Origin of the sequence: Polycyclovorans algicola TG408 (assembly GCF_000711245.1) — a bacterium.
Classification (GTDB): Bacteria; Pseudomonadota; Gammaproteobacteria; order Nevskiales; family Nevskiaceae; genus Polycyclovorans; species Polycyclovorans algicola.
Window position 1 is genome coordinate 368,348 of record NZ_JOMH01000001.1, and the last position, 26,121, is coordinate 394,468.

41 protein-coding genes are annotated in these 26,121 nt (G+C 62.9%); 1 reads left to right on the forward strand and 40 read right to left on the reverse strand.

The genetic code is table 11. From position 1 onward, the window contains the following. Nucleotide 1: 1 nt before the first annotated feature. From U741_RS0101715 to U741_RS0101735, 5 genes are all read right to left on the reverse strand, one after another. Nucleotides 2–964 carry an ABC transporter ATP-binding protein gene (locus tag U741_RS0101715; RefSeq protein ID WP_029888770.1) on the reverse strand — a complete coding sequence of 321 codons (963 nt, stop codon included), beginning with the start codon at nucleotides 962–964 and terminating at the stop codon, nucleotides 2–4. Further along, the gene (locus tag U741_RS0101720) at nucleotides 964–1,845 is read right to left on the reverse strand and encodes an ABC transporter permease subunit (protein ID WP_029888771.1); all 882 of its coding nucleotides are present in this window, start codon (nucleotides 1,843–1,845) and stop codon (nucleotides 964–966) included. Before U741_RS0101720 ends, U741_RS0101715 begins: the two co-directional genes overlap by 1 nt. Next, nucleotides 1,842–2,762 (reverse strand): oligopeptide ABC transporter permease OppB, encoded by a 921-nt coding sequence (gene oppB / locus U741_RS0101725; RefSeq protein ID WP_029888772.1) that lies wholly within the window; start codon nucleotides 2,760–2,762, stop codon nucleotides 1,842–1,844. Before oppB ends, U741_RS0101720 begins: the two co-directional genes overlap by 4 nt. After that, nucleotides 2,762–4,345, reverse strand: a complete 1,584-nt coding sequence (locus tag U741_RS0101730; RefSeq protein ID WP_235199871.1) for a peptide ABC transporter substrate-binding protein — start codon at nucleotides 4,343–4,345, stop codon at nucleotides 2,762–2,764. The genes oppB and U741_RS0101730 overlap by 1 nt, the downstream gene beginning before the upstream one ends. Nucleotides 4,346–4,484: 139 nt before the next feature. Then, nucleotides 4,485–5,390, reverse strand: coding sequence for a metal-dependent hydrolase (locus U741_RS0101735; protein ID WP_200872655.1), 906 nt, complete (start codon nucleotides 5,388–5,390; stop codon nucleotides 4,485–4,487). A 126-nt stretch (nucleotides 5,391–5,516) separates the two neighbouring features. Between U741_RS0101735 and U741_RS0101740 the strand changes: the two genes are divergently transcribed. Continuing rightward, nucleotides 5,517–6,224 carry a TetR family transcriptional regulator gene (locus U741_RS0101740; RefSeq protein WP_084154601.1) on the forward strand — a complete coding sequence of 236 codons (708 nt, stop codon included), beginning with the start codon at nucleotides 5,517–5,519 and terminating at the stop codon, nucleotides 6,222–6,224. 7 nt (nucleotides 6,225–6,231) lie between these two features. Here U741_RS0101740 and U741_RS0101745 read toward each other — a convergent pair whose 3' ends face one another. The 35 genes from U741_RS0101745 to tuf all read right to left on the reverse strand — a co-directional run bounded on the left by U741_RS0101745 (nucleotide 6,232) and on the right by tuf (nucleotide 26,097). After that, nucleotides 6,232–7,401, reverse strand: coding sequence for a tetratricopeptide repeat protein (locus U741_RS0101745; protein ID WP_029888776.1), 1,170 nt, complete (start codon nucleotides 7,399–7,401; stop codon nucleotides 6,232–6,234). After that, nucleotides 7,398–8,051, reverse strand: a complete 654-nt coding sequence (locus tag U741_RS0101750) for an energy transducer TonB (RefSeq protein ID WP_029888777.1) — start codon at nucleotides 8,049–8,051, stop codon at nucleotides 7,398–7,400. The genes U741_RS0101745 and U741_RS0101750 overlap by 4 nt, the downstream gene beginning before the upstream one ends. Further along, nucleotides 8,048–8,458, reverse strand: coding sequence for an ExbD/TolR family protein (locus U741_RS0101755; RefSeq protein ID WP_029888778.1), 411 nt, complete (start codon nucleotides 8,456–8,458; stop codon nucleotides 8,048–8,050). The genes U741_RS0101750 and U741_RS0101755 overlap by 4 nt, the downstream gene beginning before the upstream one ends. After that, on the reverse strand, nucleotides 8,458–8,982 hold the full coding sequence (locus U741_RS0101760) for a MotA/TolQ/ExbB proton channel family protein (protein ID WP_200872656.1): 525 nt from the start codon (nucleotides 8,980–8,982) through the stop codon (nucleotides 8,458–8,460). The genes U741_RS0101755 and U741_RS0101760 overlap by 1 nt, the downstream gene beginning before the upstream one ends. Then, complete coding sequence (locus U741_RS0101765; protein WP_029888780.1) at nucleotides 8,975–10,354, reverse strand: MotA/TolQ/ExbB proton channel family protein; 1,380 nt, start codon at nucleotides 10,352–10,354, stop codon at nucleotides 8,975–8,977. Before U741_RS0101765 ends, U741_RS0101760 begins: the two co-directional genes overlap by 8 nt. Beyond that, entirely contained in the window at nucleotides 10,354–11,085 is a 732-nt protein-coding gene (locus U741_RS0101770) for a DUF3450 domain-containing protein (protein WP_235200641.1), read from the reverse strand. Before U741_RS0101770 ends, U741_RS0101765 begins: the two co-directional genes overlap by 1 nt. Before the next feature lie 175 nt (nucleotides 11,086–11,260). After that, nucleotides 11,261–11,659 carry a 50S ribosomal protein L17 gene (rplQ, locus tag U741_RS0101775; protein WP_029888782.1) on the reverse strand — a complete coding sequence of 133 codons (399 nt, stop codon included), beginning with the start codon at nucleotides 11,657–11,659 and terminating at the stop codon, nucleotides 11,261–11,263. Between the two features lie 31 nt (nucleotides 11,660–11,690). Next, entirely contained in the window at nucleotides 11,691–12,671 is a 981-nt protein-coding gene (locus tag U741_RS0101780) for a DNA-directed RNA polymerase subunit alpha (RefSeq protein ID WP_029888783.1), read from the reverse strand. A 29-nt stretch (nucleotides 12,672–12,700) separates the two neighbouring features. Next, entirely contained in the window at nucleotides 12,701–13,321 is a 621-nt protein-coding gene (gene rpsD, locus U741_RS0101785; RefSeq protein WP_029888784.1) for a 30S ribosomal protein S4, read from the reverse strand. 18 nt (nucleotides 13,322–13,339) lie between these two features. Further along, complete coding sequence (gene rpsK / locus U741_RS0101790) at nucleotides 13,340–13,735, reverse strand: 30S ribosomal protein S11 (protein WP_029888785.1); 396 nt, start codon at nucleotides 13,733–13,735, stop codon at nucleotides 13,340–13,342. 29 nt (nucleotides 13,736–13,764) lie between these two features. Continuing rightward, nucleotides 13,765–14,121 carry a 30S ribosomal protein S13 gene (gene rpsM, locus U741_RS0101795; protein WP_029888786.1) on the reverse strand — a complete coding sequence of 119 codons (357 nt, stop codon included), beginning with the start codon at nucleotides 14,119–14,121 and terminating at the stop codon, nucleotides 13,765–13,767. Between the two features lie 94 nt (nucleotides 14,122–14,215). Then, nucleotides 14,216–14,329 carry a 50S ribosomal protein L36 gene (rpmJ, locus tag U741_RS0101800; RefSeq protein ID WP_029888787.1) on the reverse strand — a complete coding sequence of 38 codons (114 nt, stop codon included), beginning with the start codon at nucleotides 14,327–14,329 and terminating at the stop codon, nucleotides 14,216–14,218. Nucleotides 14,330–14,391: 62 nt separating this feature from the next. Beyond that, a complete protein-coding gene (gene secY / locus U741_RS0101805) occupies nucleotides 14,392–15,732 on the reverse strand; it encodes a preprotein translocase subunit SecY (protein ID WP_029888788.1) in 1,341 nt (446 codons plus the stop codon). 27 nt (nucleotides 15,733–15,759) lie between these two features. Then, nucleotides 15,760–16,194 (reverse strand): 50S ribosomal protein L15, encoded by a 435-nt coding sequence (gene rplO, locus U741_RS0101810; protein ID WP_029888789.1) that lies wholly within the window; start codon nucleotides 16,192–16,194, stop codon nucleotides 15,760–15,762. A gap of 2 nt (nucleotides 16,195–16,196) precedes the next feature. After that, complete coding sequence (gene rpmD / locus U741_RS0101815; protein WP_029888790.1) at nucleotides 16,197–16,385, reverse strand: 50S ribosomal protein L30; 189 nt, start codon at nucleotides 16,383–16,385, stop codon at nucleotides 16,197–16,199. 9 nt (nucleotides 16,386–16,394) lie between these two features. Further along, nucleotides 16,395–16,907, reverse strand: coding sequence for a 30S ribosomal protein S5 (gene rpsE, locus U741_RS0101820; protein WP_029888791.1), 513 nt, complete (start codon nucleotides 16,905–16,907; stop codon nucleotides 16,395–16,397). 3 nt (nucleotides 16,908–16,910) lie between these two features. Further along, complete coding sequence (gene rplR, locus U741_RS0101825; RefSeq protein ID WP_029888792.1) at nucleotides 16,911–17,261, reverse strand: 50S ribosomal protein L18; 351 nt, start codon at nucleotides 17,259–17,261, stop codon at nucleotides 16,911–16,913. A 50-nt stretch (nucleotides 17,262–17,311) separates the two neighbouring features. Further along, nucleotides 17,312–17,842: a 50S ribosomal protein L6 gene (rplF, locus tag U741_RS0101830; protein ID WP_029888793.1), complete on the reverse strand. Its 531-nt coding sequence runs from the start codon at nucleotides 17,840–17,842 to the stop codon at nucleotides 17,312–17,314. 31 nt (nucleotides 17,843–17,873) lie between these two features. Beyond that, entirely contained in the window at nucleotides 17,874–18,272 is a 399-nt protein-coding gene (gene rpsH, locus U741_RS0101835) for a 30S ribosomal protein S8 (protein WP_029888794.1), read from the reverse strand. A 17-nt stretch (nucleotides 18,273–18,289) separates the two neighbouring features. Further along, nucleotides 18,290–18,595 carry a 30S ribosomal protein S14 gene (gene rpsN, locus U741_RS0101840; protein ID WP_029888795.1) on the reverse strand — a complete coding sequence of 102 codons (306 nt, stop codon included), beginning with the start codon at nucleotides 18,593–18,595 and terminating at the stop codon, nucleotides 18,290–18,292. A 12-nt stretch (nucleotides 18,596–18,607) separates the two neighbouring features. Beyond that, complete coding sequence (rplE, locus tag U741_RS0101845) at nucleotides 18,608–19,144, reverse strand: 50S ribosomal protein L5 (RefSeq protein WP_029888796.1); 537 nt, start codon at nucleotides 19,142–19,144, stop codon at nucleotides 18,608–18,610. A 9-nt stretch (nucleotides 19,145–19,153) separates the two neighbouring features. Then, nucleotides 19,154–19,480, reverse strand: a complete 327-nt coding sequence (rplX, locus tag U741_RS0101850) for a 50S ribosomal protein L24 (RefSeq protein WP_029888797.1) — start codon at nucleotides 19,478–19,480, stop codon at nucleotides 19,154–19,156. 10 nt (nucleotides 19,481–19,490) lie between these two features. Next, nucleotides 19,491–19,856: a 50S ribosomal protein L14 gene (gene rplN / locus U741_RS0101855; protein ID WP_029888798.1), complete on the reverse strand. Its 366-nt coding sequence runs from the start codon at nucleotides 19,854–19,856 to the stop codon at nucleotides 19,491–19,493. Then, nucleotides 19,853–20,128, reverse strand: a complete 276-nt coding sequence (gene rpsQ, locus U741_RS0101860) for a 30S ribosomal protein S17 (RefSeq protein WP_029888799.1) — start codon at nucleotides 20,126–20,128, stop codon at nucleotides 19,853–19,855. The genes rplN and rpsQ overlap by 4 nt, the downstream gene beginning before the upstream one ends. Then, nucleotides 20,125–20,331 (reverse strand): 50S ribosomal protein L29, encoded by a 207-nt coding sequence (gene rpmC / locus U741_RS0101865; protein WP_029888800.1) that lies wholly within the window; start codon nucleotides 20,329–20,331, stop codon nucleotides 20,125–20,127. Before rpmC ends, rpsQ begins: the two co-directional genes overlap by 4 nt. Beyond that, nucleotides 20,332–20,745, reverse strand: a complete 414-nt coding sequence (gene rplP, locus U741_RS0101870) for a 50S ribosomal protein L16 (protein ID WP_029888801.1) — start codon at nucleotides 20,743–20,745, stop codon at nucleotides 20,332–20,334. Nucleotides 20,746–20,763: 18 nt separating this feature from the next. Continuing rightward, nucleotides 20,764–21,450 carry a 30S ribosomal protein S3 gene (gene rpsC / locus U741_RS0101875; protein WP_029888802.1) on the reverse strand — a complete coding sequence of 229 codons (687 nt, stop codon included), beginning with the start codon at nucleotides 21,448–21,450 and terminating at the stop codon, nucleotides 20,764–20,766. Between the two features lie 3 nt (nucleotides 21,451–21,453). Further along, on the reverse strand, nucleotides 21,454–21,786 hold the full coding sequence (gene rplV, locus U741_RS0101880) for a 50S ribosomal protein L22 (protein ID WP_029888803.1): 333 nt from the start codon (nucleotides 21,784–21,786) through the stop codon (nucleotides 21,454–21,456). A gap of 12 nt (nucleotides 21,787–21,798) precedes the next feature. Next, a complete protein-coding gene (gene rpsS / locus U741_RS0101885) occupies nucleotides 21,799–22,071 on the reverse strand; it encodes a 30S ribosomal protein S19 (RefSeq protein ID WP_029888804.1) in 273 nt (90 codons plus the stop codon). Between the two features lie 9 nt (nucleotides 22,072–22,080). After that, the gene (gene rplB, locus U741_RS0101890; RefSeq protein WP_029888805.1) at nucleotides 22,081–22,911 is read right to left on the reverse strand and encodes a 50S ribosomal protein L2; all 831 of its coding nucleotides are present in this window, start codon (nucleotides 22,909–22,911) and stop codon (nucleotides 22,081–22,083) included. A 10-nt stretch (nucleotides 22,912–22,921) separates the two neighbouring features. After that, a complete protein-coding gene (rplW, locus tag U741_RS0101895) occupies nucleotides 22,922–23,221 on the reverse strand; it encodes a 50S ribosomal protein L23 (protein ID WP_029888806.1) in 300 nt (99 codons plus the stop codon). Further along, a complete protein-coding gene (gene rplD / locus U741_RS0101900; protein ID WP_029888807.1) occupies nucleotides 23,218–23,820 on the reverse strand; it encodes a 50S ribosomal protein L4 in 603 nt (200 codons plus the stop codon). Before rplD ends, rplW begins: the two co-directional genes overlap by 4 nt. Before the next feature lie 22 nt (nucleotides 23,821–23,842). Beyond that, complete coding sequence (rplC, locus tag U741_RS0101905; RefSeq protein WP_029888808.1) at nucleotides 23,843–24,481, reverse strand: 50S ribosomal protein L3; 639 nt, start codon at nucleotides 24,479–24,481, stop codon at nucleotides 23,843–23,845. Between the two features lie 14 nt (nucleotides 24,482–24,495). Beyond that, a complete protein-coding gene (gene rpsJ, locus U741_RS0101910) occupies nucleotides 24,496–24,813 on the reverse strand; it encodes a 30S ribosomal protein S10 (RefSeq protein WP_029888809.1) in 318 nt (105 codons plus the stop codon). An 87-nt stretch (nucleotides 24,814–24,900) separates the two neighbouring features. Next, a complete protein-coding gene (gene tuf, locus U741_RS0101915) occupies nucleotides 24,901–26,097 on the reverse strand; it encodes an elongation factor Tu (protein WP_029888810.1) in 1,197 nt (398 codons plus the stop codon). Nucleotides 26,098–26,121: the final 24 nt, after the last annotated feature.

Genomic DNA, 26,121 nt, shown 5'->3' on the forward strand with positions numbered 1-26,121 from the left:
GTCAGGTGTGCCCTCGCAAGTGACACGCCACGACCCGGTCAGCGACTTCTCGCAGCAACGCGGGTCGCTGCGAACAGTGCGCTTCGACCTCCGGACAGCGCGCCGCAAACGGACAGCCAGCGGGCAGGTCTGCGAGATTCGGCGGCTGGCCCGGCAAAGCAACCAGCGGCACGGTGCGGTCCCCTTCCCATTGCGGTCGCGCCGCCAACAGACCGCGGGTGTAGGGGTGGATCGGCTGGTCGATCACCGAGGCGGTGACGCCGAGTTCCATGCACTGACCCCCATAGAGCACCAGGGTGCGGTCACACACTTGCGACACCACGCCGAGGTCGTGGGTGATCAGCACGATGGCGACGCCCATGTCGCGGCGCAGGTCGGCGAGCAGCGCGAGCAGGTTGGCCTGCACGGTGACGTCCAGCGCCGTGGTGGGTTCATCGGCCAGCAGCAGCGCCGGCTGGGTCAGTAGCGCGCTGGCCACCATCACCCGTTGGCGCTGACCTCCGGAGAGTTCGTGCGGATAGGCGCGCAGCTTTTGTGGCGCGTCGGACAACTGCACCGCATCGAGCATGCGCCGGCTTTCGGCGAGGGCTGCGCTGCGACGCAAGCCGCGATGGGTTTCCAGCACCTCGGCCATCTGCACGCCAATGCGCAAGTACGGGTTGAGCGAGGTCATCGGGTCCTGAAAAATCATGCCGATACGCCCGCCGCGCACCTTGCGCCGGTCCCGCTCACGCAGCGTCTGCAGATCGTGCCCGTCGAAGACGATGCGCCCGGTGGTGGTCGCGTTGTCGGCCAGCAGGCCCATGATGGCCATGGCCGTCTGCGACTTGCCCGAGCCGGACTCGCCGACAATGCCCAGCGTCTCGCCGGTCGCGAGGTCAAAGCTCAGGTCGTTGACTGCCTGCACGTCGCCGTCGCGGGTGGCGAAGCGCACGCTGAGATTTTCGACGCTGAGCAGGGTCATCAACGGTCCTTCGGGTCCAGCGCGTCGCGCAGCCCGTCGCCGATGAAGTTGAAGCAGAACAGCGTCGCCGCCAGAAAACCGGCGGGGAAGATCAGCGCCCAGGGACTGGATTCCATCTCGCGTGCGCCGTCATTGACCAATGCGCCCCAACTGGTTGCGGGCTCCTGCACGCCGAGACCCAGAAAGCTGAGGAACGACTCGACCAGAATCACCTGCGGGATGGTCAGCGTGACGTAAACCACCACCACACCGAGCAGGTTGGGCACGATGTGGCGGCGCACAATGGCCGCAGGGCGGGTGCCGGCCACCACTGCCGCCTCGACAAATTCGCGACGCTTGAGCGCCATCGCCTGACCGCGGACGATACGCGCCATGTCGAGCCAGTTGATGGCGCCGATGGCGACGAAGATCAGCACCAGATGGCGGCCGAACAGCACCATTAGCAAGATCACCAGAAACATGAACGGCAGCGCGTAGAGGATGTCGACAATGCGCATCATCACCGCGTCGACCTTGCCGCCGGCATAGCCGGCAATGGCGCCCCAGGTGACGCCGATCAGCAGTGACACCAAGGTGGCGACGATGCCCACCATCAGCGAGATGCGGCCGCCGTGCAGGGTGCGCGCAAACAGGTCACGGCCAATGCTGTCGGTGCCGAACGGGCTTGGCCACGCCCAGCTCGGCGGCGCCGACCACGCGCCGTCGAAGTCGATAGTGTCGTAAGCGAACGGGCTCAGCCACGGGCCCACGATCACCAGTCCGGCGATCACAGTCAGCACGACGATGGCGAGCATGGCCGCGCGGTTGCGCAGCAGCCGGTAACCGGCGTCTTCCCAGAGTGAACGCCCGGCGGCGGCCTGCAACATGTCCTGCCGCGTCATGTGCGCACCCGGGGGTCAAGCGCGCCGTAGAGCATGTCGACCAGAAAATTAAAGGCGATGATCAGGACGCCGTAGAAAAGCACCACGCCCATCACCAGCGTGTAATCGCGATTCAGCGCGCCCTGGACGAAATATCGACCCAGCCCCGGCAAGCCAAAAATCTGTTCGATGACCACCGAACCGGTGATGATCCCGGCCGCCGCCGGGCCCAGATACGACAGCACCGGCATCAGCGCCGGTTTCAGCGCGTGGCGAAGCACCACCGTGCGACCCGGCAGGCCTTTGGCGCGGGCGGTGCGGATGAAGTTCTGGTGCAGCACCTCGATCATCGAGCCGCGCGTCAGCCGGGCGATGTAGGCAATCTGCGGCAGCGCCAGCGCCACCACCGGCATCACCTGATTGCGCCACGCCCCGTCATTCCAGCCCCCGGCCGGCAACCAGCCGAGCACCAGTGCAAACAGCAGCACCATCAGCGGTGCGATGACGAAGTTGGGCACCGAGATGCCGGTCATCGACAGGGTCATCACCGCATGATCGACCAGCCTGTTCTGCCGCAGCGCCGCCCAGGTGCCGGCCGCCACACCGACCAGCAGCGCCAGCACCATGGCACTGAGACCCAGCTGTAACGACACCGGGAAGCTCTGCGCAATCAGCTCGTTGACGGTGAACTGGCTGTACTGGAACGATGGACCCAAGTCGCCGCGCACCGCATCGGCGAGGTAGCGCCACAGCTGTTCGTGCATGGGCAGGTCAAGCCGGTACTGCGCTTCAAGCTGGGCCTGCACTTCGGGCGGCAGGGTGCGCTCGGCATCGAAAGGCCCGCCGGGCGCCGCGCGCATCATGAAAAACGCCAGCACCACCAGCACCAGCAGGGTGGGAATCGCCGACAGCAGTCGTGAGAGCGCGAAGCGCAACATCAGGGCGTCTCGAAATACATCGTCTGGGTTCGGTGCTGGTCCATGACGTTGCCGCGCCAGCCTTTCAGGGTCGGTCGCACCAGACGCTTGGAGTTGTAGAAATACAGCGGAATGATCGGCAGATCTTCAAGCAACTGTGCCTCGGCGGCCTGCATCAGCCAGGCACGTTCATTCAGATCAGGCTCTTTGCTGGCCTCGGCCAGCAGCCGGTCATAAACCGCGCTGTCGTAGCCAACATCGTTCATGCCGTGCTGCGACTGCAGAATTTCCATGAAGGTGTTCGGGTCGTTGTAGTCGCCGATCCAGCCGGCGCGAAACACTTCGGTGTCGGTCTGCTGGCGCCGCGACTGCAGGTAAACCTTCCACTCCTGATTGCGCAGCACCGTTTCGACACCCAGCCACTGCTTCCACATGGCGCTGACCACGGTGGCGAGCTTCTTATGGTCGTCACTGGTGTTGTACAGAATCTCGACGCGCGCCGGCGTGGCGGCCGAATAACCGGCCTCGGCATAGAGCTCGCGGGCTTTTTCCAGGCGCCGTTCACGCGGCCATTTCGCCCATTCGAACTTGGCGTAACGGTGGTTTTGCACCCCCGGCGGCATCCAGCCATCGGCCGCCTGTTCGATGTCACCAAGAATGCGCTCGGCAATCAGTTCGCGATCAATCGCCAGATTCAGCGCCAGCCGAAGCTTGGGGTTGTCCTTGAACGGCGGTCGCGTCAGGTTGACGCCGTAGTAATACACGCCCATGTACGGGTGCATGCGCAGGTCATCGGGCAGGCGCTGCTTGATCTGCGGCAGCAGGGCAATCGGCACGCCGGTGGTCCAGTCGATGTCACCGGCGCGGTAGCGCTGATACTCGGCATTGATGTCTTCGATGGTGACGAACACCACCCGGTCGATTTGCGTGTGGTCGTTGTCCCAGTAATGCGGGTTGCGTACCAGTTCGATATGCGACTGCAACGCCCAACGTTGCAATTGGTAGGCGCCGTTGCTCACCAATCGCCCTTCACGGGCAAAATCGGCGCCCCATTGTTCGAGACTGGGCCGGTGCACCGGGTAGGCCGAGGTGTGCGACAGCTGTCCCAGCAGGTACGGCGTCGGTCCGGTCAACTCGATGTCCAGCGTGTGGTCGTCAACCGCCGTCACGCCCAGCGATTCGGGCGGCTCATCGCCGTCGATGATGGCATCGGCGTTGCGGATCGGCGAGAGAATCTTCGAGTAGTTGGAGCCGGTGGCGGGGTCAACGCTGCGCCGCAGACCGACGACGAAGTCTTCGGCGGTCACCGGGTCGCCGTTGCTCCAGCGCGCGTCGCGGCGCAGATGAAACCGGTAGTGCATCGCATCGTCACTGATCTCCCAGCGTTCGGCGACGCCGGGGATCGGCTCGGCGTCGAGGCCGGTCGACACCAAGCCTTCGTACAGGTCACGCATGACATCGGCGGCGGCCACGCCCTCGACGCGGTGCGGGTCCAGCGATTCCACGTCCGGCCCGTTGCCACGGCGTAGCACCTGCTCGGCCGACACCCAGCCGGGCAGACACAGGCCCAGCGTCAGCAACAGCGTGAGGTGGCCGAGCTTCACCAGCGGCAGTCCCGTTCAAGTCATGAAGACTCAACGATAGCCGAGGCTGGGGCGCGGCGGGTGCGGGCGGCCGCCCAAGGGGGCGTCCTTCACGAAAAAGCCCGGCGCGGTGGCCGGGCTTTGGCGGTGGTGAGTTGTGTTAAGCCGCTTCGGCCAGCTGCGGCGCGCGGCTTTCGCGCTCGAAGCGCTGCACCCAGTCTTCAATGCCCGCCAGAAAATGGCGGTTGTCGTGATCCCAGGGGTGAAAGTCGGGGCGGAAGTAAGCGAGCCACGGCCGCGCCATCTTGCGCAGGAAGCCGATTTCGCCAAAAGCGACCCGGTAAAACTCACGCCAGCCCTTGACGTCACCCATCTTCCCTTCGCTGCGCACGAAGCGCAGATGGGCGGGAGTCACCCGGCCCCAGAAAATCGTGGTGGCCAGCAGCAGCCCGGCACTACGCTCGGCGTAGGCGCGGACGCCCTTGCCTTGCGTCGCTTCCCAAACGTCATAGGCAACACCCTTGTGCTCGGTTTCTTCCAGCGCGTGCCATTCCCACAGTGCGGCGTAGCCCGGCTCAGACTTCTCGCGCAGGTGCGGCTCGTTGAGCAGTCCGTCGGCCATGATGGCGGTGAGGTGCTCCAACGCGATGGTCGCCGACAGCCGTGTCGACGGCGGCGTGCGGTCCTTGAACCAGTCGAGCAGGCCCTTGATGCTGCGCTCGAAGGTGGCCGCCTCGGGCAGGCGCTCGAAGACGCGCGCGTTGTACTCGTCATGCTCACGGCCATGCATGGCCTCCTGGCCGATAAAGGCCGTGGCGGCGCGCTTGAGCTCGGGGTCCTGGATTGCGTCGCGATAGTGGCGCACGGCGTCAATGAAGAAGCGCTCGCCGACCGGAATCACCAGTGACATGGTGTTCATCAGATGAGTGAACTGCACGTTGCCGTCGGCCCAGTCGTGCACGCGATCCTGCGGCAGGGTGAACTTGACGTCGCGGCGCACCGGCATCACGCCTTGGGACGTGGCGTTGCGCTTGACCGAAGTCGTTTTGGCGGTTTTGGTGTTCATGAAGGTCTCCTTGGGGCTTGGGCCCATGCAGGTATACAATCGTCTACATGCAGAGTAGACGAGCGTTCACTTCTGCGTCAACTGCAATTGTGCCATCGATCAGTGTAAATAACATAAGGCCCTGTTATGGCGAAGAATAAAGATGATGTACCCGGCGTCTTGGGCGGCCGTCAGCGGTTGATGGACGCCGCGTTGGAACTCGCCGCCACCACGCGCAGCCTAGCTTCACTGGGTCTGCGCGAGGTGGCGCGGCATGCCGGACTCAACCCCAACACCTTCTACCGCCACTTTCGTGATTTCGACGAACTGGGCGTCGCCATGCTCGCCGAGCTGGGTGTCAACCTGCGTCGCGGCCTGCGTGAACGCCGCATGCAGGCGGCCGGTGATGGCCTGCGGGTGGTCGACTTCAGTCGTCCGGTCGAGGGCATTCACGAGGCGCAGACCATCGCCCGCGAGTCGGTGGCGCTGGTTCTTGAATTTGTCACCCATCACCGCGCAGCGTTCACCGTAGGGGTTCGCGAGATGCACGGCAGCAGCCCGGCCATCCGCAATGCGATGCGCGAACTGCTCGATGGCATCGCCCTCGACATGACCGAAGACCTGATGGGCGTGCTGCGCTTCCCCGGTGTCAGCGAAGACGAGATGCTGGAGCTGGCGCAGGTCATCGTTCGCCAGATGGTGTTTTTCTCGATGGATTATCTCGAAGACGAAGCCCGTCAGCCGCAGATCCTGCGCCAGGCCGAGCGCTTCATCCTGCTGCTGTTCTGGGGCGCGATCGCTGCGAAATTGCCGGCCTTGCTGCGCGACGAGCAACTGCGCTTTCCGGAGATCTGAGGGGGCGTTACCGGGCCTCGGCGAGATAGCGCAACCACTGTTCGGCCGCGCGGCGCTGACCTGCCGAGGCCCGCGCCTTGATGAACGCCCGCTCGGCCAGCGCGGTGTCGTCCTGTTCAAACGCCGCCATGCCCAGCAGCAGGGCGGCATCACCGTCGAGGCGCTCCAGGTTGGTCCCCAGCGCAGCCTGCACCGCCGCCCAGTCGAATCGCTGCACCTGCACCTGCGCAAGCCGCAGCCGCGCGGCGGCGGTCTCTTCCACCGCCAGACGTCGGGTCAGGGCGGCCACGGCGCGATCGTATTCGCGGGCCTCGATCCACGCATCGGCAAGGCGGTCAAGCAGCGCCGCATCGGCGTCGAGCTCGCCCTCCGCCAGCGCGGCCTCCAGCAGTTCGCCGGCCTTGTAAGGCACGCCAAGTGCGCGGAACAACTGGGCCAGATTGCGCAGCGCCCGCGGCGTCTCCAGCAGCCCCTGGCGGTGCGCCAGCGCCAGAATTGCCAGCGCCTGCGGCTGGCGCCCGAGTTCGTAATAAACCCCCGAAAGCTGCTGCCAGTATTGCGGCGCTTGCGGCGCGCGGGCGACCAGTGTCAGCAGGGTTTCGGCAGCGTCAGACCAGGCTTCCAAGCCATAGTCGATGGCCAGTTGCAGCTCCAGCCATGCTAGCGGGGGTGACACGCGACGCGCCATTGCCGCGCGCAGTGGTGCGCGCGCCTGGCGGTACTGTTTGGCGGTGACGTGCGCGGAGGCCAACATCACCTGTGCCTCAACCACTGCGGCGTCGCCAGCCTCGTCGACATACGTGGTGAGCACGCGAATGGCGTCGGTCATGCGGTCTTCGACGTAGAGCAACTGCCCGAGTGCGAGTCGCGACTGCAAGGCGGCGAGCTCGGGCAGCGCGTCATAGTCCAGCGCCTGTTGCAGGCGGTCGATGGCGGCGCGGTTGTCCGGCACGGCGGCCAGCGCGAAGCCCTGTACCTGGCGAATGAGCGCCCGTTCGCCGTCATGGTCGGCGCGACCAAAGCGGGCTTCGAGCAAGGCATTGGCGCCCACGGCATCCCCATCGGCGAGCAATGTCTGGGCACGCTCCAGTTGCCGGTAGCCGGCCTCACTGAGGGTGTTGGCGGCTGCCGCCCCAACCAGCGCCAGCGCCAGCACCAGCAGCACCCAACGGCTCACCGCGACTCCAAGGTGAAAACGATGTCGTAGGTGCCGGTCTGGGTCACCGGTTCACCGCCCACCGTGCGCGGCCGAAACTGGCTCTGCCGTGCCGAGCGCAGCGCCGCCTGCTCGAAATAGCCGCGCGGTTCGGCCTTGATGATCTGCGCATCCTGCACGCGGCCGTCCGGTCCGACCGTGACCTGCACGGTGACCACGCCTATGACACCGGCGCGCGCAGCGGCACGGGGATATTGCGGCGGCACGCGCACCAACGGCACCAGCTCGGCATCGCCGCCACCACCGCCACCGCCGGCATCGGGCGTGAACTCACCGATGAAGGGGCCGCCCTCAAGATTCGGCGTGACCGCCAAGGTCTGCAGCCCGGGCAAGGCGAGCGCGGCAGGCGCCGGCGGGGTTTGCGCATTGACGTTGACCTGCGGCGCCGTCGGTGGCCGCTCGGGCGGCGGCGGCCGTTCGGGACGCACGCGCTGACGGGTTTCGAGTTCGTCATTGCGCTGCACCCGCACGAAGTCGATCACCGGCGACGTGTTCGCCTCGCCGCGTTGTGCCTCGCCGCCAAGCACCAGCCGGTACATGACCCAGAACAGGCCAAAGCTGATCAGCAGCGCGCCCAGCAGGGCGGCGCCACCGCGCACGACGGGGTTCATCCGCCGCCGCCTTCCGTCGCGGCAATCGAAATCTGCGCGATGCCGCCGAGGCGCACTTGGTCCATGACCTCTACCAACAGACCGGTCTCGGCGCCGGTGTCAGCCAAAATCACCACCGACGCCTCGGGGCTCTCGACACGCTGCCGCTCGATGTAGGCGCGAACGGCACGCAGGTCGACCTGGCGGCGGTCCATCCAGACCTCGCCGTTGGCGCGCAACGCGATCATGATGGACCCTTGTTCCTGCCGGGTCGCGGTGTCGGCACTCGGGCGGTTGACGTCGACCCCCGCCTCTTTGACGAACGAGGTGGTGACGATGAAAAAGATCAGCATGATGAACACCACATCGAGCATCGGGGTCAGATCGATGGCGGCGTCTTCTTCGGTGCGCAGGCGCTTTTTCGACATCAGTGGGTCACCATCTGATCGTGCAGATGGTGCCGGGCGCGTTGCACGCGCTGTTCCAGCCGCGACACGAAGTACAACCCCGAGATAGCGATCACCATGCCCGCCATGGTCGGCAGGGTGGCGGTACTGATGCCGGCGGCCATGGCCCGTGCGTTGCCGGTGCCGAGCACCGCCATCACATGGAAGACGTGAATCATGCCGGTCACCGTCCCCAGCAAGCCCATCATCGGGCACAGCGCCACCAGCGCCTTGATCAATGACAGCCGCGCACGCCAATGACGCTGGGCTTCGGAGACCCGTCGCTGCTTGATTTTGTGGGCGTGCCAACTGTGATGATCGGGCCGCGCCTGCCAGTCGGCCATGCAGCGCTTGACGTCGGTCGGCATCTGCCAGCGGTAGTACATCAGGCGTTCGAGGATCAATGTCCACAGCACCACGGCCAGCACAAGCAGCGCATAGACCACCGGGCCGCCCGCGTCGAGGAAGGTCATTACCGCCTGCAGCGGGTTCTCGCCCTCAAACACCGACGCGCGCCTGACCTTGCGGGCGACGCTCGGACTGTTCGGCAATCAGTCCGGCCGATTCTTCTTCCAACACCTGAATCAGCCCCTTGCTGCGGGCGTTGAGCATGGCGTGGAGCAGCACCATGGGAATCGCGACGATCAGGCCCAGAACAGTGGTCACCAGGGCCTGCGAGATGCCGCCGGCCATCAGCTTCGGGTCTCCGGTGCCAAATAGGGTGATCTGCTGAAAGGTGAGAATCATCCCGGTCACGGTGCCCAGCAACCCCAGCAGCGGCGCGACGGCCGCGAGAATCTTCAGCCACACCAGACGCACTTCGAGCGCAGGAATCTCGCGCAGCACGGCGTCGTCGAGCTTGAGCTCGAGCGTTTCCGGCTCAAGCTCGGGCTGTCGCGTGTAGACCTGCAAAACGCGACCCAGCGGATTGTCGCCGGTGGGCGCGGCGATGTCCTTCCGCTGGCGGCGAATGCGCCCGCCCACCCGGGCGAGCACGATGAATCGCTCGAGGGCTAACAGTACCCCCGCCAGCCCCAACGCGATGATCACCGCGCCCACCCACCCGCCCGATTGGATGCGCTCGGCGATGCCGGGCGTCTGCACCAGCACCCCGAGCAGCGCGCCGCGCGAAGGGTCAACGTCAACGCGCTGCACCTCACCGGACGGCGCTGCGGCGAGCGTGGCGGCACGTTGACGCAAGCCGCGCGGCGGTTGCGCCGACAATGCGGTAAAGGCTTCGGCGGCGGATTCACGCACCAGGAAACGGGCGCCCGCCGTGGCGGTGAACGGCCCGACCCTGACCACCTCGGCGTCGGTGACGGCGCCACGGGCATCGACCACCGGAGCGCTGAAGCGCGACACCTTGCCGGTCTCGACGATCTCCTGCAGCAGGTCCAGCCAGAGTTGCTCCAGCGCCTCGGCAGAAGGTAGCGCGTTGGCGGTTGCCAACTGATCGAGCCGTGCCTGCCGCGCCGGGTGTTCGAGCGTGATGATTGAGTTCTGCGACTGCGATGCGAAATCCCCCGACACTTGCCGCACCACCCCGAACACTTCACCGAGGTTGCCGCTGCGGGCATCGAGCTGGGTCTGGCCTTCGGTCAATGCAACTTCGTTCTCGTCGAACTCGGCGAGCAGCGACTCACTGCGGGCCACGGCGGCATCGCGCCGCTGCTGCGCTTCGCGCATCTCGGTCGCACGGATGTCTCGTTCGTCGCGGAAGCGTTGCACGCGTTCGTCCAGCCCACGGGCGTCACTGGCGCGTGCGTCGCGGGTCTTTTGCAGCAGCGCGTCGAGATCCTGCGGCGGCTGCGGGAAAGCCGGCGCGACCGCCGTGAATGCCGCGATGCCCAGCAGCGCCATCGCGCAAGCGCGGCGCATCACTGCCCACCACCTTCAGAGACCGCGACCGGCACCTGCACCCAGTCGGGTGCCACCTGGCGCCGGGCGATGCGCAGCCCCTGGCGCACGGCGTTGCGATAGTCGGGCGCCGGCACAAACGAGCCATCGGCGGCTGACCAGTAGCCGGCTTCGCTGCCGTCGAGGCTCAGGTACATCAAGGCGACGCGCCCCACGCGGAGGAAATCCACCTGTCGCGGGTCGTCGCCAGGTAGCGCGCCCTGATAGGCCTCGAGCGTACGGCCGTATTCGGCTTCGACCTGGTAGGCCTCAAGAATGCGGCGAAACTTCTCGGCGACCGTGACATCCGCGCGATCCAGCATCGCGCCGAGTTCGGCGACGCGCTGGTCACGCTCGTCGGGCAAAAACGGCAGGTCGGCGGCCACCACCTGCGGCAGGGTGTCGACCATGCGCTGCATCAACGGCATGACTTCGCGCGCGGTCCCGTCAATCTGGGTCAACTGCCGGTCGAGCGACGCCAGGGCGTCGCGCTGCGCCTCAACCTGGCGGGCCATTTGTTCGTTATAGCGCTCGACCGCGGCCGCCTCCTGCAGCAGGGCACGGTATTGCGCCATCGCCTCGCGGGTCTCGTCGTCGAGGGCGTCGATCTGCGCCTGGCCCTCGGCCAACTCGCGCTGGGCCGACACCTGCTCATCGACGGCGCGCTCCAGCGTCGCGCGGTTGTTTTGCGCGTGCGCGGCAACGCTCAGCACGGCCAACAAGAAAGCACCCAAGCGCGCGGCAACTTTACCAATGACACTAATTCTCATCTGCATTTGGCGAGTTTACCGAAGAGCCACAGGATTTAGTGGCCGATCCACCGTTATTTTTGAAGGCCTGCGGACAAAAAAAAGCACCCCGAAAGGTGCTTTTCTTCAGACGCTAGGGTCAAGCCGCGTCGCCGACTTCAGGTGCATCCGCCGCGTCGGTGCGGCGATCGACCAACTCGATGTAGGCCATCGGCGCATTGTCACCGGCACGGAAGCCACAACGCATGACGCGGGTGTAACCACCCGGACGAGCGGCACAACGGGGACCGAGATCGAGAAACAGTTTCTGCACCGCGTCACGGTCGCGCAAGCGCGCGAACACCAGGCGACGGTTGTGCACGCTGTCGACCTTGGCACGGGCGATCAAGGGCTCGGCGAAACGCCGCAGTTCCTTGGCCTTGGGTACCGTGGTCTTGATCATTTCGTGCTTGAACAACGCAACCGCGATGGACTGCATCGTCGCCTTGCGGTGGCTGGGGCTGCGACCAAACGCGCGGCCGGACATATTGTGACGCATGGGGTGATTTCCTTAACGATTCACGAAACGATCAAGCGGTCGCTTTGGGCGATGACCAGTTTTCAAGTTGCATCCCCAACGACAGTTCATGGGCGCGCAGGGCGTCCTTGATTTCGTTGAGCGATTTCTTGCCGAGGTTGGGCGTCTTCATCAGTTCAATCTCGGTCCGCTGCACCAGATCACCGATGTAATACAGATTTTCAGCCTTGAGGCAGTTGGCGGAACGCACCGTCAGCTCAAGATCGTCAATCGGACGGAACAGGATGGCCGGCAGGTCGTTACCGCCCTGCGCAACCGCCTGGGTCGCCACTTCTGCTTCAAGGTCGACGAACACCGACAATTGTTCGCGCAGGATGCGTGCGGCCAGACGCACCGCCTCACCCGGATCGACGCTGCCGTTGGTGTCGACATCGAGCACCAGCTTGTCGAGGTCGGTGCGCTGCGCTACGCGCGCGCGCTCGACGCTGTAGCTGACCCGGCGCACCGGGCTGTAAGACGCGTCGAGGCGCAGCACGCCGACGCCGCGGCCTTCTTCTTCACGGGCGATGGCGGTGGACGGCACATAACCGCGGCCGCGCATCACTTTGAGTGTTGCGTTGATCTTGCCGCCGGTCAGCGTCGCCAGATGCAGATCGGGATTGACGATCTCAACATCGTGGTCGGCTTGGATATCACCGGCGGTGATTTCGCCGTGACCCGACTTTTCGAGGCGAAGCGTGACTTCGTCGCGACCGTGCATGCGCACCGCGATGTTCTTCATGTTGAGGAGGATGTCGAGGACATCTTCCTGAACGCCTTCGATGGCGCCGTACTCATGCACGACACCGTCGATCTGCACTTCGGTGACGGCAGCGCCGGGCACCGAAGACAGCAGGATGCGACGCAGTGCGTTGCCCAGCGTGTGGCCAAAGCCGCGTTCCATCGGCTCCAGGGTCACGCGGGCGCGGACCGGAGAAAGGCTCTCGACTTCGACGAGGCGGGGCTTCAACAAATCGGCAACAACATTTTGCATGGGGCGAACCTTGTGAAAGAGCGACTGGCTTACTTCGAGTACAACTCGACAACCAGACTCTCGTTGATGTCGGGCAGGATCTGGTCACGCAGCGGCACGGCCTTGAAAGTCCCTTTCAGGTCTTTCTCGCTGACATCCACCCATTCCGGGAAGCCGATCTGCGCGGCAATGGCCAGCGACTCGGCAATACGGCCCTGCTTGTTGGCTTTCTGGGCGACCTCGACGGTGTCACCCGCCTGCACGGTGTAAGAGGCAATGTTGACCTGCTTGCCATTGACGGCAATGGCCTTGTGGCTGACCAACTGGCGAGCCTCGGCGCGGGTGCGGCCAAAGCCCATGCGGTACACCACGTTGTCGAGACGCGTTTCGAGCAACTGCAGCAGGATCACGCCGGTGGCGCCTTTGCGGCTGGACGCCTTCTTGTAATAGTTGAGGAACTGGCGCTCGAGCACGCCGTACATCTGCTTCAGCTTCTGCTTCTCGCGGAGCTGCAGCGCGTAGTCCGACAGGCGGATGCGACGCGCGCCATGCTGCCCCGGCGGGGTGTCGAGCTTGCACTTGCCATCCAGGGGACGGGCGCGGCTCTTGAGGAACAGGTCCGTGCCGACACGGCGGGACAACTTGCATTTCGGGCCGATGTAACGAGCCATAGTCTTCTCTGCCTTTTCTTAGACGCGACGGCGCTTGGGCGGCCGGCAACCGTTGTGCGGGATGGGGGTCACGTCGGTGATGTTGGTCACCTTGAAACCCACGGCGTTGAGCGAACGCACCGCTGATTCACGACCCGGGCCGGGGCCCTTGACGCGTACTTCAATGTTCTTGACGCCGTGCTCTGCGGCGGCGGTGGCCGCTTTCTCGGCCGCAACACCCGCAGCAAACGGCGTGCTCTTGCGCGAGCCCTTGAAGCCGCAGGCACCGGCGGTGCTCCACGAAATCGCGTTGCCCTGCCGATCCGTGATCAGCACGATGGTGTTGTTGAAGGACGCGTGGATGTGTGCCACGGCGTCGGTGATGTTCTTGCGAACCTTTTTGCGCTTCTGCGCACCGGCGGGATTAGCTGCCATGAATATGCCTTTATCTCAAAGAGTCGCGGTTACTTCTTGATCGCACGACGGGGGCCCTTGCGGGTCCGTGCATTGGTCCGGGTGCGCTGACCGCGCACCGGCAGACCACGGCGATGACGCAGACCGCGATAGCAGCCAAGGTCCATGAGACGCTTGATGCTCATCGACACCTCGCGGCGCAGGTCGCCTTCAACGACGAATTTGCCGACCGAGGCGCGCAGGCGCTCAACCTCTTCTTCGGTGAGCTGACGGATCTGCACGCTTTCGGCGATATTCGCGTCGGCGCAGACCAGTTTGGCGCGCGTTGCGCCGATACCGTAGATCGCACGCAATGCGATCACAGTGTGTTTTTTATCCGGGATGTTAACCCCCGCGATACGTGCCATGCGCGTAACTCCTGAGACTAAAGCGCTATAAAGAAACAAAAAAGGGCGAGAACTCTAAAGAGTCGTCCGCCTTAATGCAAATGTTGCCGGGTGATCAGCCCTGGCGCTGCTTGTGACGCAAATCGGTGCAGATCACCCGCACCACACCGTTACGCCGGATCACTTTGCAGTTACGGCAGATTTTTTTGACCGACGCACGAACCTTCATGATCAACCCCACACAAGGAGAAACTGGTTAAGAACCGGCGCACCGGACCCCGCAAACGCTGATCAGCGCAGCGGTGTCGGTGTCGAGCCGGGCTTCAGATTGGCCTTCTTCAGAAGACCGTCGTACTGATGTGACATCAGGTGCGCCTGCAGCTGCGCCATGAAGTCCATCACCACCACCACAATAATGAGCAGCGAGGTGCCGCCCAGATAAAACGGAATGCCCGGATAGAACGACCGCAGAATTTCCGGGAACAGGCAGACGGCCGTGATGTACGCCGCACCCACCACCGTCAAACGCGTCAGCACCGTGTCGATGAAGCGCGCCGTGTGGACGCCAGGGCGCACACCGGGGATGAAGGCACCGCTCTTCTTCAGGTTGTCGGCCGTGTCGCGGCTGTCAAACACCAACGCGGTGTAGAAGAAGCAGAAGAAGATGATCAGCGACGCAAACAGCAAGGTGTACAACGGGCTGCCGGGTGACAGCGCATTGACCACCTGTTGCAACACGCCACCGGGGTTGTCGCCCCCGGCAAACTGGACGATCGACGCCGGGAACAGAATGATCGAGCTGGCGAAAATCGGCGGAATCACGCCCGCCATGTTGATCTTCAGCGGCAAGTGCTGGGTCTGCGCGGCAAACACCTTACGCCCCTGCTGACGCCGTGCGTGATGCACGGGGATGCGGCGTTGGGCGCGCTCAAACATGACCACGCCGAAGGTGATCGCGATCAGCAGCACAAACACCACCAACACCACGAAGCCGCTCACCGAGCCTTCGCTGACCAACTGCGCCGTGCCGCCAATGGCGGCCGGGAAGCCGGCGACGATCCCGGCGAAGATCAGGATCGAGATGCCGTTGCCAATGCCGCGCTCGGTGATTTGCTCACCCAGCCACATCAGGAACATGGTCCCGGCGATCAGACTGATCGAGGCAACGAACAGGAAACCCAGTCCTGGTGAAAAAGCCACGCCACTGCCCTGCAGCGCGTAAGAGGCGCCCACCGATTGAAAGGTGGCAAGCACCAGCGTGCCGTAGCGGGTGTACTTGGTGATCTGGCGACGACCGGACTCACCTTCTTTCTTGAGCTCTTTGAGCGACGGCAACGTGGCCGACAGCAGCTGCACGATGATCGCCGCACTGATGTACGGCATGACGCCCAGCGCGAACACCGACAGACGCTCAAGCGCACCGCCCGAGAACATGTTGAACATGTCCAGGATGGTGCCGCGCTGCTGGTCGAACAGCGCCGCCATCTGGCCCGGGTCGATGCCCGGCACCGGAATGAAGCTGCCGATGCGATACACCAGGATGGCGCCCAGCAGGAACAGCACACGACCACGCACCTCAGAAATCTTGCTGAGGTCCGGGACCATGGAGCTGCCGGGTGCTTTCTTCGCCATAGTTATGGTGCGCGTTGAGTCGTGATGTTATTCGGCAATCGAGCCGCCAGCCGCAGTGACCGCTTCGCGGGCACCGGCAGTGATGCCGATGCCGCGAATGGTGACCGCGCGGCTGATCGAGCCCGACTTGATGACCTTGACTGTCAGCGTGTCACGGCGCACCACGCCTTCTGCAATGAGGGTCGCCAGATCAATCTCTGTGGCTTTCATCTTCTCGAGCTTGCTCAGCGTCAGTTCGACACGCGTCAGCGACTGCTGCGAGGTGAAGCCTCGCTTGGGCAGACGACGCTGGATCGGCATCTGGCCGCCTTCAAAGCCCACCTTGTGGTAGCCGCCCTTGCGCGCATGCTGACCCTTGTGGCCGCGACCTGCGGTTTTGCCCAGACCCGAACCGATGCCACGACCGACGCGGGTACGCGCGGTCTTGGCGCCCTCGGCGGGGCTCATCTCGTTGAGCTTCATCATCAGATTTCTTCCACTTTCAGCAGGTAGCTGATCTTGTGAACCATCCCCATCACTTCGGGGGTGGCCGTCAGGGTTTTGGTGTTGTTCGGACGACGAAGACCCAGACCGTGCGCACAGGCAACATGATTAGGCAGGCGCTTGGCCAGGCTGCGCAACAGCGTGAGTTTGACTTGTTTGTGGCTGCTCATGTCCGTTCCTTAGCCCAGAATCTCTTCGACGGTCTTGCCGCGCTTGGCAGCAATCTCCGACGGGAGATTCATCTTCTTCAGCGCGTCGATGGTGGCGCGAACCACGTTGATCGAGTTACGCGAGCCCAGTGACTTGGCGAGAATGTTGTGCACACCGGCCACCTCGAATACCGCGCGCATGGCGCCGCCGGCGATGACGCCCGTACCCTCAGAAGCCGGCCGCAGGAACACGCGGCTGGCGCCGTGCTCGCCCCACATCTCGTGTTGCACCGTGCCGCCACGCAGGGCCACCGTCACCATTGATTTCTTGGCCTGGTCCATCGCCTTGGCGATGGCGGCCGGCACTTCTTTGGCCTTGCCGTAGCCGAAGCCGACGCGGCCTTCGCCGTCACCGACCACGGTCAGCGCCGTGAAGGCGAACTGCTTGCCGCCCTTGACGGTTTTCGACACGCGGTTGACGGTGATCAGCTTCTCTTTGAGATCGCTGCCCTGGTCGTCGTACTGATACTGGGGAGATGCCATAACTTAGAACTCCAATCCGGCTTCGCGCGCGGCATCCGCCAGCGCCTGGATACGTCCGTGGTATTGAAACCCGGACCGATCGAATGCAACAGTGCTGATACCCGCCGCCTTGGCCCGCTCGGCAATCAACGCACCGATGCGCTTGGCCGCGTCGACATTTCCGGTGGCGGGCAACGCTAGGCTGGACTCCAGCGTCGAGGCCGAGGCCAGCACGGTGGCAGCGTCCGGCGCAATCAGTTGCGCATAGATGTGCCGCGGCGTGCGGTGCACGCACAAACGGGGAACGCCCAGGCTGCGAATGCGTGCGCGGGTGCGGCGTGCGCGACGAATGCGGGCTGTTTTCTTGTCTTTCATGCCACTCTCGAACTTGTAATGAATGCGGTGACGTCGGCGTTGATCGGCGGTTACTTCTTCTTGGCTTCTTTCATGACGACCTTCTCGCCCAAATAGCGAACACCCTTGCCCTTGTAGGGCTCCGGCGGACGGTAGCTGCGCAGATGGGCAGCCACCTGGCCGACCACCTGCTTGTCGGCGCCGCGAATCACGATTTCGGTCTGGCTCGGCGTTTCCACCGAGATGCCCTCGGGAATCGGGTAATTGACCGGATGCGACAGGCCCACCGCCAGGTTGACAACCTTGCCCTGGGTCGAGGCGCGGTAACCGACGCCCACCAGCTGCAAGCGGCGCTCGTAACCTTCGGACACGCCCTTGACCATGTTGGCGACGATGGCACGCACCGTGCCGGACAGCGCGGCGTTACGGGTGATCGAGTCGACGGCAACGGTGAACGTCTGGCCGTCCTGCTCGAGCAGCACACCTTTCGGCAACGTGAAGTTCAGGCTGCCCTTAGCGCCCTTGACCGACACATTGGACGCGGTGACCTGCAGATCCACGCCCTTGGGCAGTGAGATCGGATTTTTTGCGACACGAGACATAATCGTTTCCTGGGTTCTATCGCAGCGTGGCTTACGCCACCACGCAGAGGACTTCGCCGCCCTGGCCGGTGGCGCGGGCCTGGCGGTCACTCATCACGCCCGTGGAGGTCGAGATGATGGCCACGCCGAGTCCACCCAACACCTTGGGCAATTCGTCCTTGTTCTTGTAAACGCGCAGCGCCGGACGGCTGATGCGCTGAATGCGCTCGATCACCGGCTTGCCCTGGAAATATTTCAGGCGAACGGTCATCACGCGCTTGTTTCCGGGGGCATCGGCCACTGAAAACTCGGCGATGTAACCCTCGTCCTTCAACACACGGGCGATGGCTTCCTTGACCTTGGAGGAAGGCGACAGCACTTGCTTCTGCTTGGCCATCTGGCCATTGCGGAGGCGGGTCAGGAAATCTGCGATGGGGTCATGCATGCTCATTGAATCATTCGCCTTTGTTACCAGCTCGCCTTCTTGAGGCCCGGGACTTCACCGCGCATGGCGGCCTCGCGAAGCTTGTGACGCCCCAGACCGAACTTGCGATACACGCCACGGGTACGGCCGGTGAGCTTGCAGCGCCGCACCTGGCGGGTGTAGCTGGCGTCACGCGGCTGCTTCTGCATCTGCACCACGGCGGACTGCTTGTCCTCGTAGGACGCATTTGGATCGGCGATCACTTCGCGCAGCTTCTGTCGCTTCACCGCGAACTTCGCAACGAGCTTGGCGCGCTTTTTCTCGCGCTCGATCATGTTGGTCTTTGCCATCGTCTTTCGCCCTTACTTGCGGAACGGGAAGCCAAAGGCGTCAAGCAGGGCACGCCCTTGCTCATCGTTCTTGGCAGAGGTGGTCAGCGAGATGTTCATGCCGCGGGTGGCGTCGACCTTGTCGTAGTCGATTTCCGCAAAAATGATCTGCTCGGTCACACCGAAGTTGAAATTGCCGCGGCCGTCGAAGCCGCTGGCCTTGATGCCGCGGAAGTCGCGGATACGCGGCAGCGCGACGTTGACCAGACGTTCGAAGAATTCGTACATGCGCTCGCGGCGCAGCGTCACCATCACGCCCACCGGATAGTTCTCACGAATCTTGAAGCCGGCCACGGCGATGCGCGACTTGGTGATCACCGGCTTCTGGCCGGCGATCGCAATCATGTCGGACACTGCGTGTTCCATGATCTTTTTGTCGGCCGTGGCTTCGCCGACACCCATGTTCAGGGTGATCTTGGTGATGCGCGGCACTTCCATCGCACCCAGACCGAGGTCCTTGCGCAATTTCGGCACGACCTCGTTCTGGTAATAAGTCTGAAAATTAGACATCGTTGATCCTTAAGCGTCGACGGGAGTTTGCGTCGACTTGAAGATGCGCACCTTGCGGGCCGAGTCGCCTTCGCCTTCAAAGCGAATGGCCACGCGATCACCCTTTTCCGCCTGCGCGTTCCACAACATCACGTTGGAAGCCTGGATCGGCATGGTCTTTTCCACCACGCCACCGGCGACACCGGCCTGGGGGTTCGGACGCTGGCTTTTCTTCACCACGTTGATGCCGTCAACCACCAGCTTGCCGTTGGCGAGCACTTGCTCAACGCGGCCGCGACGACCTTTGTCCTTACCGCAGATGACGACGACTTCGTCGCCCGATTTGATCTTTTTCATGGACGCGACCTCACATCACTTCAGGGGCGAGCGACACGATCTTCATGAACCGCTCGCGCAGTTCGCGCGTCACGGGCCCAAAGATACGGGTGCCCAGGGGCTCACCCTTGCTCGACAGCAGCACCGCTGCGTTGTTGTCGAAGCGGATGGCCGAACCGTCGGGACGGCGAATGGCGTGACGGGTGCGGACGACAACCGCGTCGTGCACTTCGCCCTTCTTCACCTTGCCGCGCGGGATAGCGTCCTTGACGGTGACCTTGACCAGGTCGCCGACACCGGCATAACGCCGGCGGCTGCTGCCCTTGACCTGGATCACCTGGACCAGCTTGGCGCCGCTGTTGTCAGCCGCCAGCAGAAAGCTTTCCTGTTGAATCATGCGACCACCCCGCCCTTTTGCAGGACTTCAACCAGCTTGAAATGCTTGGTACGCGAAATCGGCCGTGATTCAACGATGGCGACCAGGTCGCCGACGCTGCACTCGTTGGTTTCATCATGCGCATGCAGCTTGGTCGAGCGGCGGATGTACTTGCCGTACAGCGGATGCTTCTCGCTGCGCTCGATCAACACCGTGATCGTCTTGTTGGGCTTGGCGCTGGTCACGGTACCGACCAGGCGACGGCCGCCTTTTGCCGTTTGCGTCTCGCTCATTTGACAGCCCTCTGGGCCGATTGAACGGATTTCACGCGGGCGATGTTTTTCCGAACCTGCCCCATCAAATGGTGCTGGTTCATCTGACCGGTTGCGCGTTGCATCCGAAGGTTGAACTGTTCTTTGCGGAGTGCGACCAGCTCTTGCTGGAGTTCGTCGCCCGATTTGCCGCTCAGCGTTTTAAGGTATTCAGCGCTTTTCATTTACAGCACCGTCCGGTTGGCAAAGCTGGTTTTCACCGACAACTTGGCCGCAGCAAGACGGAACGCTTCCTGCGCCTCGGCTTCGGTGACGCCTTCAATTTCATAGAGCATCTTGCCGGGCTGGACCTTGGCGACCCAATACTCGACGTTGCCTTTGCCCGAGCCCATGCGAACTTCGAGCGGCTTCTTGGTGACCGGCACGTCGGGGAAGATACGAATCCACAACTTGCCGCCACGCTTCACATAACGGGTGATGACGCGACGGGCGGCTTCGATCTGACGCGCCGTAATACGGCCGTGCTCGGTCGACTTCAAGCCGTACTCGCCAAAGCTGACCTTGTTGCCGTTAAAGGTCATGCCCCGGTTGGTGCCCTTCATCTGCTTGCGGAATTTCGTCCGCTTCGGTTGCATCATGAGTGTGCGCTCCTAATTTCAGGCCGAAACGGCCTCGGCGGATTCGTCCTTCTTGGCGCCACGGCTTTCTTCGAAAACCTCGCCATTGAAGACCCACACCTTGATGCCGATGATGCCGTAGGTGGTCTGTGCTTCCGACGTGCCGTAATCGACAAAGGCACGCAGGGTGTGCAGCGGCACACGGCCTTCGCGATACCACTCGGTACGGGCAATTTCGGCGCCATTAAGGCGACCGGACACCTGGATCTTGATTCCGCCCGCCCCCTGGCGCATGGCGTTCTGAACCGAGCGCTTCATCGCGCGTCGGAACATGATGCGGCGTTCGAGCTGCTGGGCAATGCTGTCGGCGACCAACTTGGCGTCGGTTTCCGGCTTGCGGATTTCCTCGACACTGATGTGCACCGAATCCGCCTTCAGCTCGAAGCGCTTGGCGACTTCCTGCTTCAGCTTCTCGATGTCTTCGCCCTTCTTGCCGATGACGATGCCGGGCCGCGCGGTGTGAATGATCACCCGGGCTGACTTCGACGGACGCTCGATCTGGATACGGCTGACGTTGGCCTGCGCCAGACGCTTGCGCAGGTACTCGCGGACTTCCATGTCACGCGTCAGGTTTTCGCCGTAGGCGGCTTTTTCGGCATACCAGTTGGACGTCCACTGTGTGGAAATGCCCAGACGGAAACCGGTTGGATTGACTTTATGGCCCATGGCTTACTCGTCGCTCACACGGATGGTGATATGGCTGGTCGGCTTGCTGATGCGGTCGGCACGGCCCTTGGCGCGCGGCATGATGCGGCGCAGCACGGGGCCCTGATCAACGAAAATCTCGCTGACCTTCAACTCGTCGACATCGGCGCCGAGATTGTTTTCGGCGTTGGCGATTGCAGACTCGAGGACTTTGCGGATCAAACCGGCCGCACGCTGATTGGAAAACTTCAGCGTGTTGATGGCTTCATCGACTTTTTTGCCCCGAACCAGATCGGCCACCAATCGCCCTTTTTGCGGCGACAGACGGACAAACTTCAGAACGGCGTGGGTTTGCATGATGGGCCGCCCTTATTTCTTGGTTGACTTGTCCGCGTGACCCTTGAACGTCCGGGTCGGCGCAAACTCGCCCAATTTGTGGCTGATCATGTTGTCGGTGACGAACACCGGAACATGCTGACGACCGTTGTGCACCTGCATGGTCAGCCCGACCATGTCGGGCGTGATCATCGAACGACGCGACCAGGTCTTGATCGGCTTCTTGACGCGTGCGTTGGCCAACTCCTCGACTTTCTTGGCGAGGTGATGATCGACGAACGGCCCCTTCTTGATGGAACGTGGCATGAGCAGTCCTTACTTCTTCTTGCGGCTGCGCAGGATGAAAGCCTGCGTGCGCTTGTTGTTGCGCGTCTTGAGACCCTTGGTCTGCTGACCCCAGGGCGTGACCGGGTGCGGGTTGCCCTGACCGGACTTGCCTTCGCCACCACCGTGCGGGTGGTCGACCGGGTTCATCACCACACCGCGGGTGGTCGGGCGGACGCCTTTCCAACGCTTGGCGCCGGCCTTGCCGTACTGACGCAGGTTGTGATCGGAGTTGCCGACTTCACCGAGCGTGGCGCGGCACTCGCCCAGAATCTTGCGCATTTCGCCGGAGCGTAGACGCACCGTGGCGTACGCACCCTCGCGAGCGACCAGTTGCACGGCGGCACCAGCAGAGCGAGCGATTTGCGCACCCTTGCCCGGCCGCATCTCGATGCAGTGAATGGTGGAGCCGACCGGGATGTTCTTGATCGGCAGGCAGTTGCCCGTCTTGATCGGCGCGTCAAAGCCGTTCTGCAACATGTCGTCGGCCTTCACACCGCGCGGCGCGATGATGTAGCGACGCTCGCCATCTGCATACAGCAACAGCGCGATGTGCGATGAGCGGTTGGGATCGTATTCAATGCGTTCGACCTTGGCGGGAATTCCGTCCTTGTCACGCTTGAAATCGACAATGCGATACCGCTGCTTGTGACCGCCGCCCTTGTGGCGCGTGGTCATGTGGCCATTGTTGTTACGACCGCCGGTGGCGTGCTTGCCTTCGACCAACGGGCCGTACGGCGCACCCTTGTGCAGGCCCTCGGTCACAACCCGCACCACATGGCGCTGGCCCGGTGACGTCGGCTTCATTTGAATGACTGGCATGTTCTTGTCCTTAGCTGGCCTGACCGACGAAGTCGATCTGCTGACCTTCGGCCAGCGTCACGTACGCCTTCTTCCAGTCGGAGCGACGACCCATGCGCTGACCAAAACGCTTGGTCTTGCCCTTGACATTCAAGGTGCGAACAGCGACGACGCTGACTTCGAACAAGGTTTCGACAGCCTTTTTGATCTCTTCCTTGCTGGCGCCCGGCAGCACTTTGAATGCCGCCTGGTTGTTCTTTTCGGCGATGCGGTTCGCCTTCTCCGAAATCACCGGCGCAAGAATCACTTGATGGATACGTTCGATATTCACGCCAACCACCCTTCAATTTTCTTGGCCGCGTCTGCGGTGACGACCACTTTCTTGTGGCGCAGCAGGGCAACCGGGTTGAGGCTTTCGACATCGCTCAGCGCAACGTGCGGGACGTTGCGGGACGAGAGAAAAAGCTCGCGGCTCACTTCGCTGGTGACGATCAGCACGTCACTCACGCCGAAGCCTTCGATTGCCGAGAGGAATGCCTTGGTCTTGGGCTCGCTCACCGAGAACTGCTCGGCGATCGTCAGGTCGCCGCGGCGCAGCAGCTCGGAAAAGATCGAGCGCATCGCGCCGCGATACATCTTGCGGTTGACCTTCTGCGAGAAGTCGCGCGGCACGGCGGCGAACGTCTTGCCACCACCACGCCACAAGGGCGAGCGGATGGAGCCTGCACGCGCGCGGCCGGTACCCTTCTGCTTCCAGGGCTTCTTACCGCCGCCGGAAACCATGGCCTTGGATTTTTGCGCCTTGGTCCCCGCGCGGCCGCCATTCATATAGGCGACGACCACCTGGTGCACCAGCGCTTCGTTGTATTCAGCCCCAAACACGCTGTCCGCGAGGTTCAGGCTGGCTGCGTTATTCATTTCAATGTCCATTTCGCCGTTTTTCCCCAGTGAATTAAGCTTTCACCGTGGGGCGCACGATGACGTTCCCGTTATCGGCGCCCGGCACCGCGCCCTTGACGAGCAGCAGGTTCCGTTCTGAGTCGACCCGGACGAGTGAGAGGTTCAAGGCAGTGATCTGCTTGTTCCCCATCTGTCCGGCCATCTTTTTGTTTTTGAATACTTTGCCCGGTGACTGGCGCTGACCAATCGAACCCGGAGCGCGGTGTGACAAGGAGTTGCCGTGCGTTGCACGACCGCCCTTGAAACCCCAACGCTTCATGCCGCCCGCAAAGCCCTTGCCGATGCTGGTGCCGGTCACGTCCACCGACTTGATGTCGGCAAATGCATCGACCCGGACCTCGGCGCCAAAGGCGTAATCCGCAATCGTGTCGTCACCGACGCGGATCTCCCAGAGACCCCGACCGGGTTCGACACCTGCTTTCTTGAAATGCCCGGCAGCCGCTTGGGTGAGACGACTCACCTTCTGCGTGCCCACCGTGACCTGAATTGCGCTGTAGCCGTCGGTCTCAGGTGTTTTCACCTGGGTGACGCGATTGGGCTCGCACTCGATGACTGTGACCGGGATGGCTTCACCGGCGTCGGTGAAGACGCGGGTCATGCCAACCTTACGACCAATAATGGAAATCGCCATTGTCATAAATCCGATCAGTTGACTTTGATCTGCACTTCGACACCCGCCGGCAGATCGAGCTTGGACAGGGCGTCCACGGTCTTCTCCGTCGGGTCGACGATTTGCATGAGGCGCTTGTGGGTCCGAATCTCGTACTGGTCGCGCGCGTCTTTGTCGACGTGCGGCGAGGTCAGTACCGTGAAACGTTCCTTGCGGGTCGGCAGCGGAATCGGGCCATGTACTACGGCACCGGTACGCTTGGCGGTCTCGACGATCTCTTTCGCTGATTTGTCAATCAAGCGGTGATCAAACGCCTTGAGCCGGATACGAATGGATTGGCTGGTCGCGGCCATGCGAGTTCTCAGGTCTTAAAGAGCAGAATAAAAACGGGGCGCGAAGTGTAGCCGCGCCCCGTCCAAAAGGGAAGTGCTGCAGACGACTTATTTTACGATCTTCGTCACCACGCCGGCGCCGACGGTGCGGCCGCCCTCGCGGATGGCGAAACGTACGCCTTCTTCCATGGCGATGGGGTTGATCAGCTCAACCTTCATCTGGATGTTGTCGCCGGGCATGACCATTTCCTGTTCAATTTCGCAGGCACCGGTGACGTCGGTGGTGCGGAAGTAGAACTGCGGACGATAGCCCTTGAAGAACGGCGTGTGACGACCGCCTTCTTCCTTGGTGAGGATGTACACCTCGCCTTCGAACTGGTCGTGTGGCTTGATGCTGCCGGGCTTGCAGAGCACCTGGCCGCGTTCAATGTCTTCTTTCTTGGTGCCGCGCAGCAGCAGGCCAACGTTGTCGCCTGCCTGGCCCTGGTCGAGCAGCTTGCGGAACATTTCGACGCCGGTGACGATGGTCTTGGCGGTGTCGCGAATGCCGACAATTTCGACTTCTTCGCCAACCTTGACCAGGCCGCGTTCAATACGACCGGTGGCCACGGTGCCGCGGCCGGAGATGGAGAAGACGTCTTCCACGGGCAGCAGGAAGGGTTTGTCGACTTCACGCTCGGGTTCGGGGATCCAGGTGTCGAGGGCGCTGTACAGGCTCTCGAGCTTGGCAATCCATTCGGGGTCGCCGGAGATGGCTTTGGTGGCCGAGCCCTGGATGACGGGGGTGTTGTCGGCGTCAAAGCCGTATTTGCCGAGCAGTTCGCGCACTTCCATTTCGACGAGTTCGAGCAGCTCGGGGTCGTCGATGAGGTCGCACTTGTTGAGCCAGACGACGATCTTGGGGACGTTGACCTGCTTGGCCAGCAGCACGTGCTCGCGGGTCTGCGGCATGGGGCCGTCAGTGGCGGACACGACCAGGATGGCGCCGTCCATCTGCGCAGCGCCGGTGATCATGTTCTTGACGTAGTCGGCGTGGCCCGGGCAGTCGACGTGGGCGTAGTGCCGTGCGTCGGTTTCGTATTCCACGTGTGAGGTGGCAATGGTGAGGATCTTGGTGGAGTCGCGACGTCCCTGTGATTCAGAGGCCTTGGCCACTTCGTCGTACGCGACGTACTTGGTGTTGCCAAACTTGTCAGCGCTAATCTTGGTCAGTGCCGCCGTCGTCGTGGTCTTGCCATGGTCAACGTGACCAATCGTCCCCACGTTCACGTGCGGCTTCGTACGCTCAAACTTTTCCTTTGCCATTGTTTCTTTCCTATTAAAGAGATG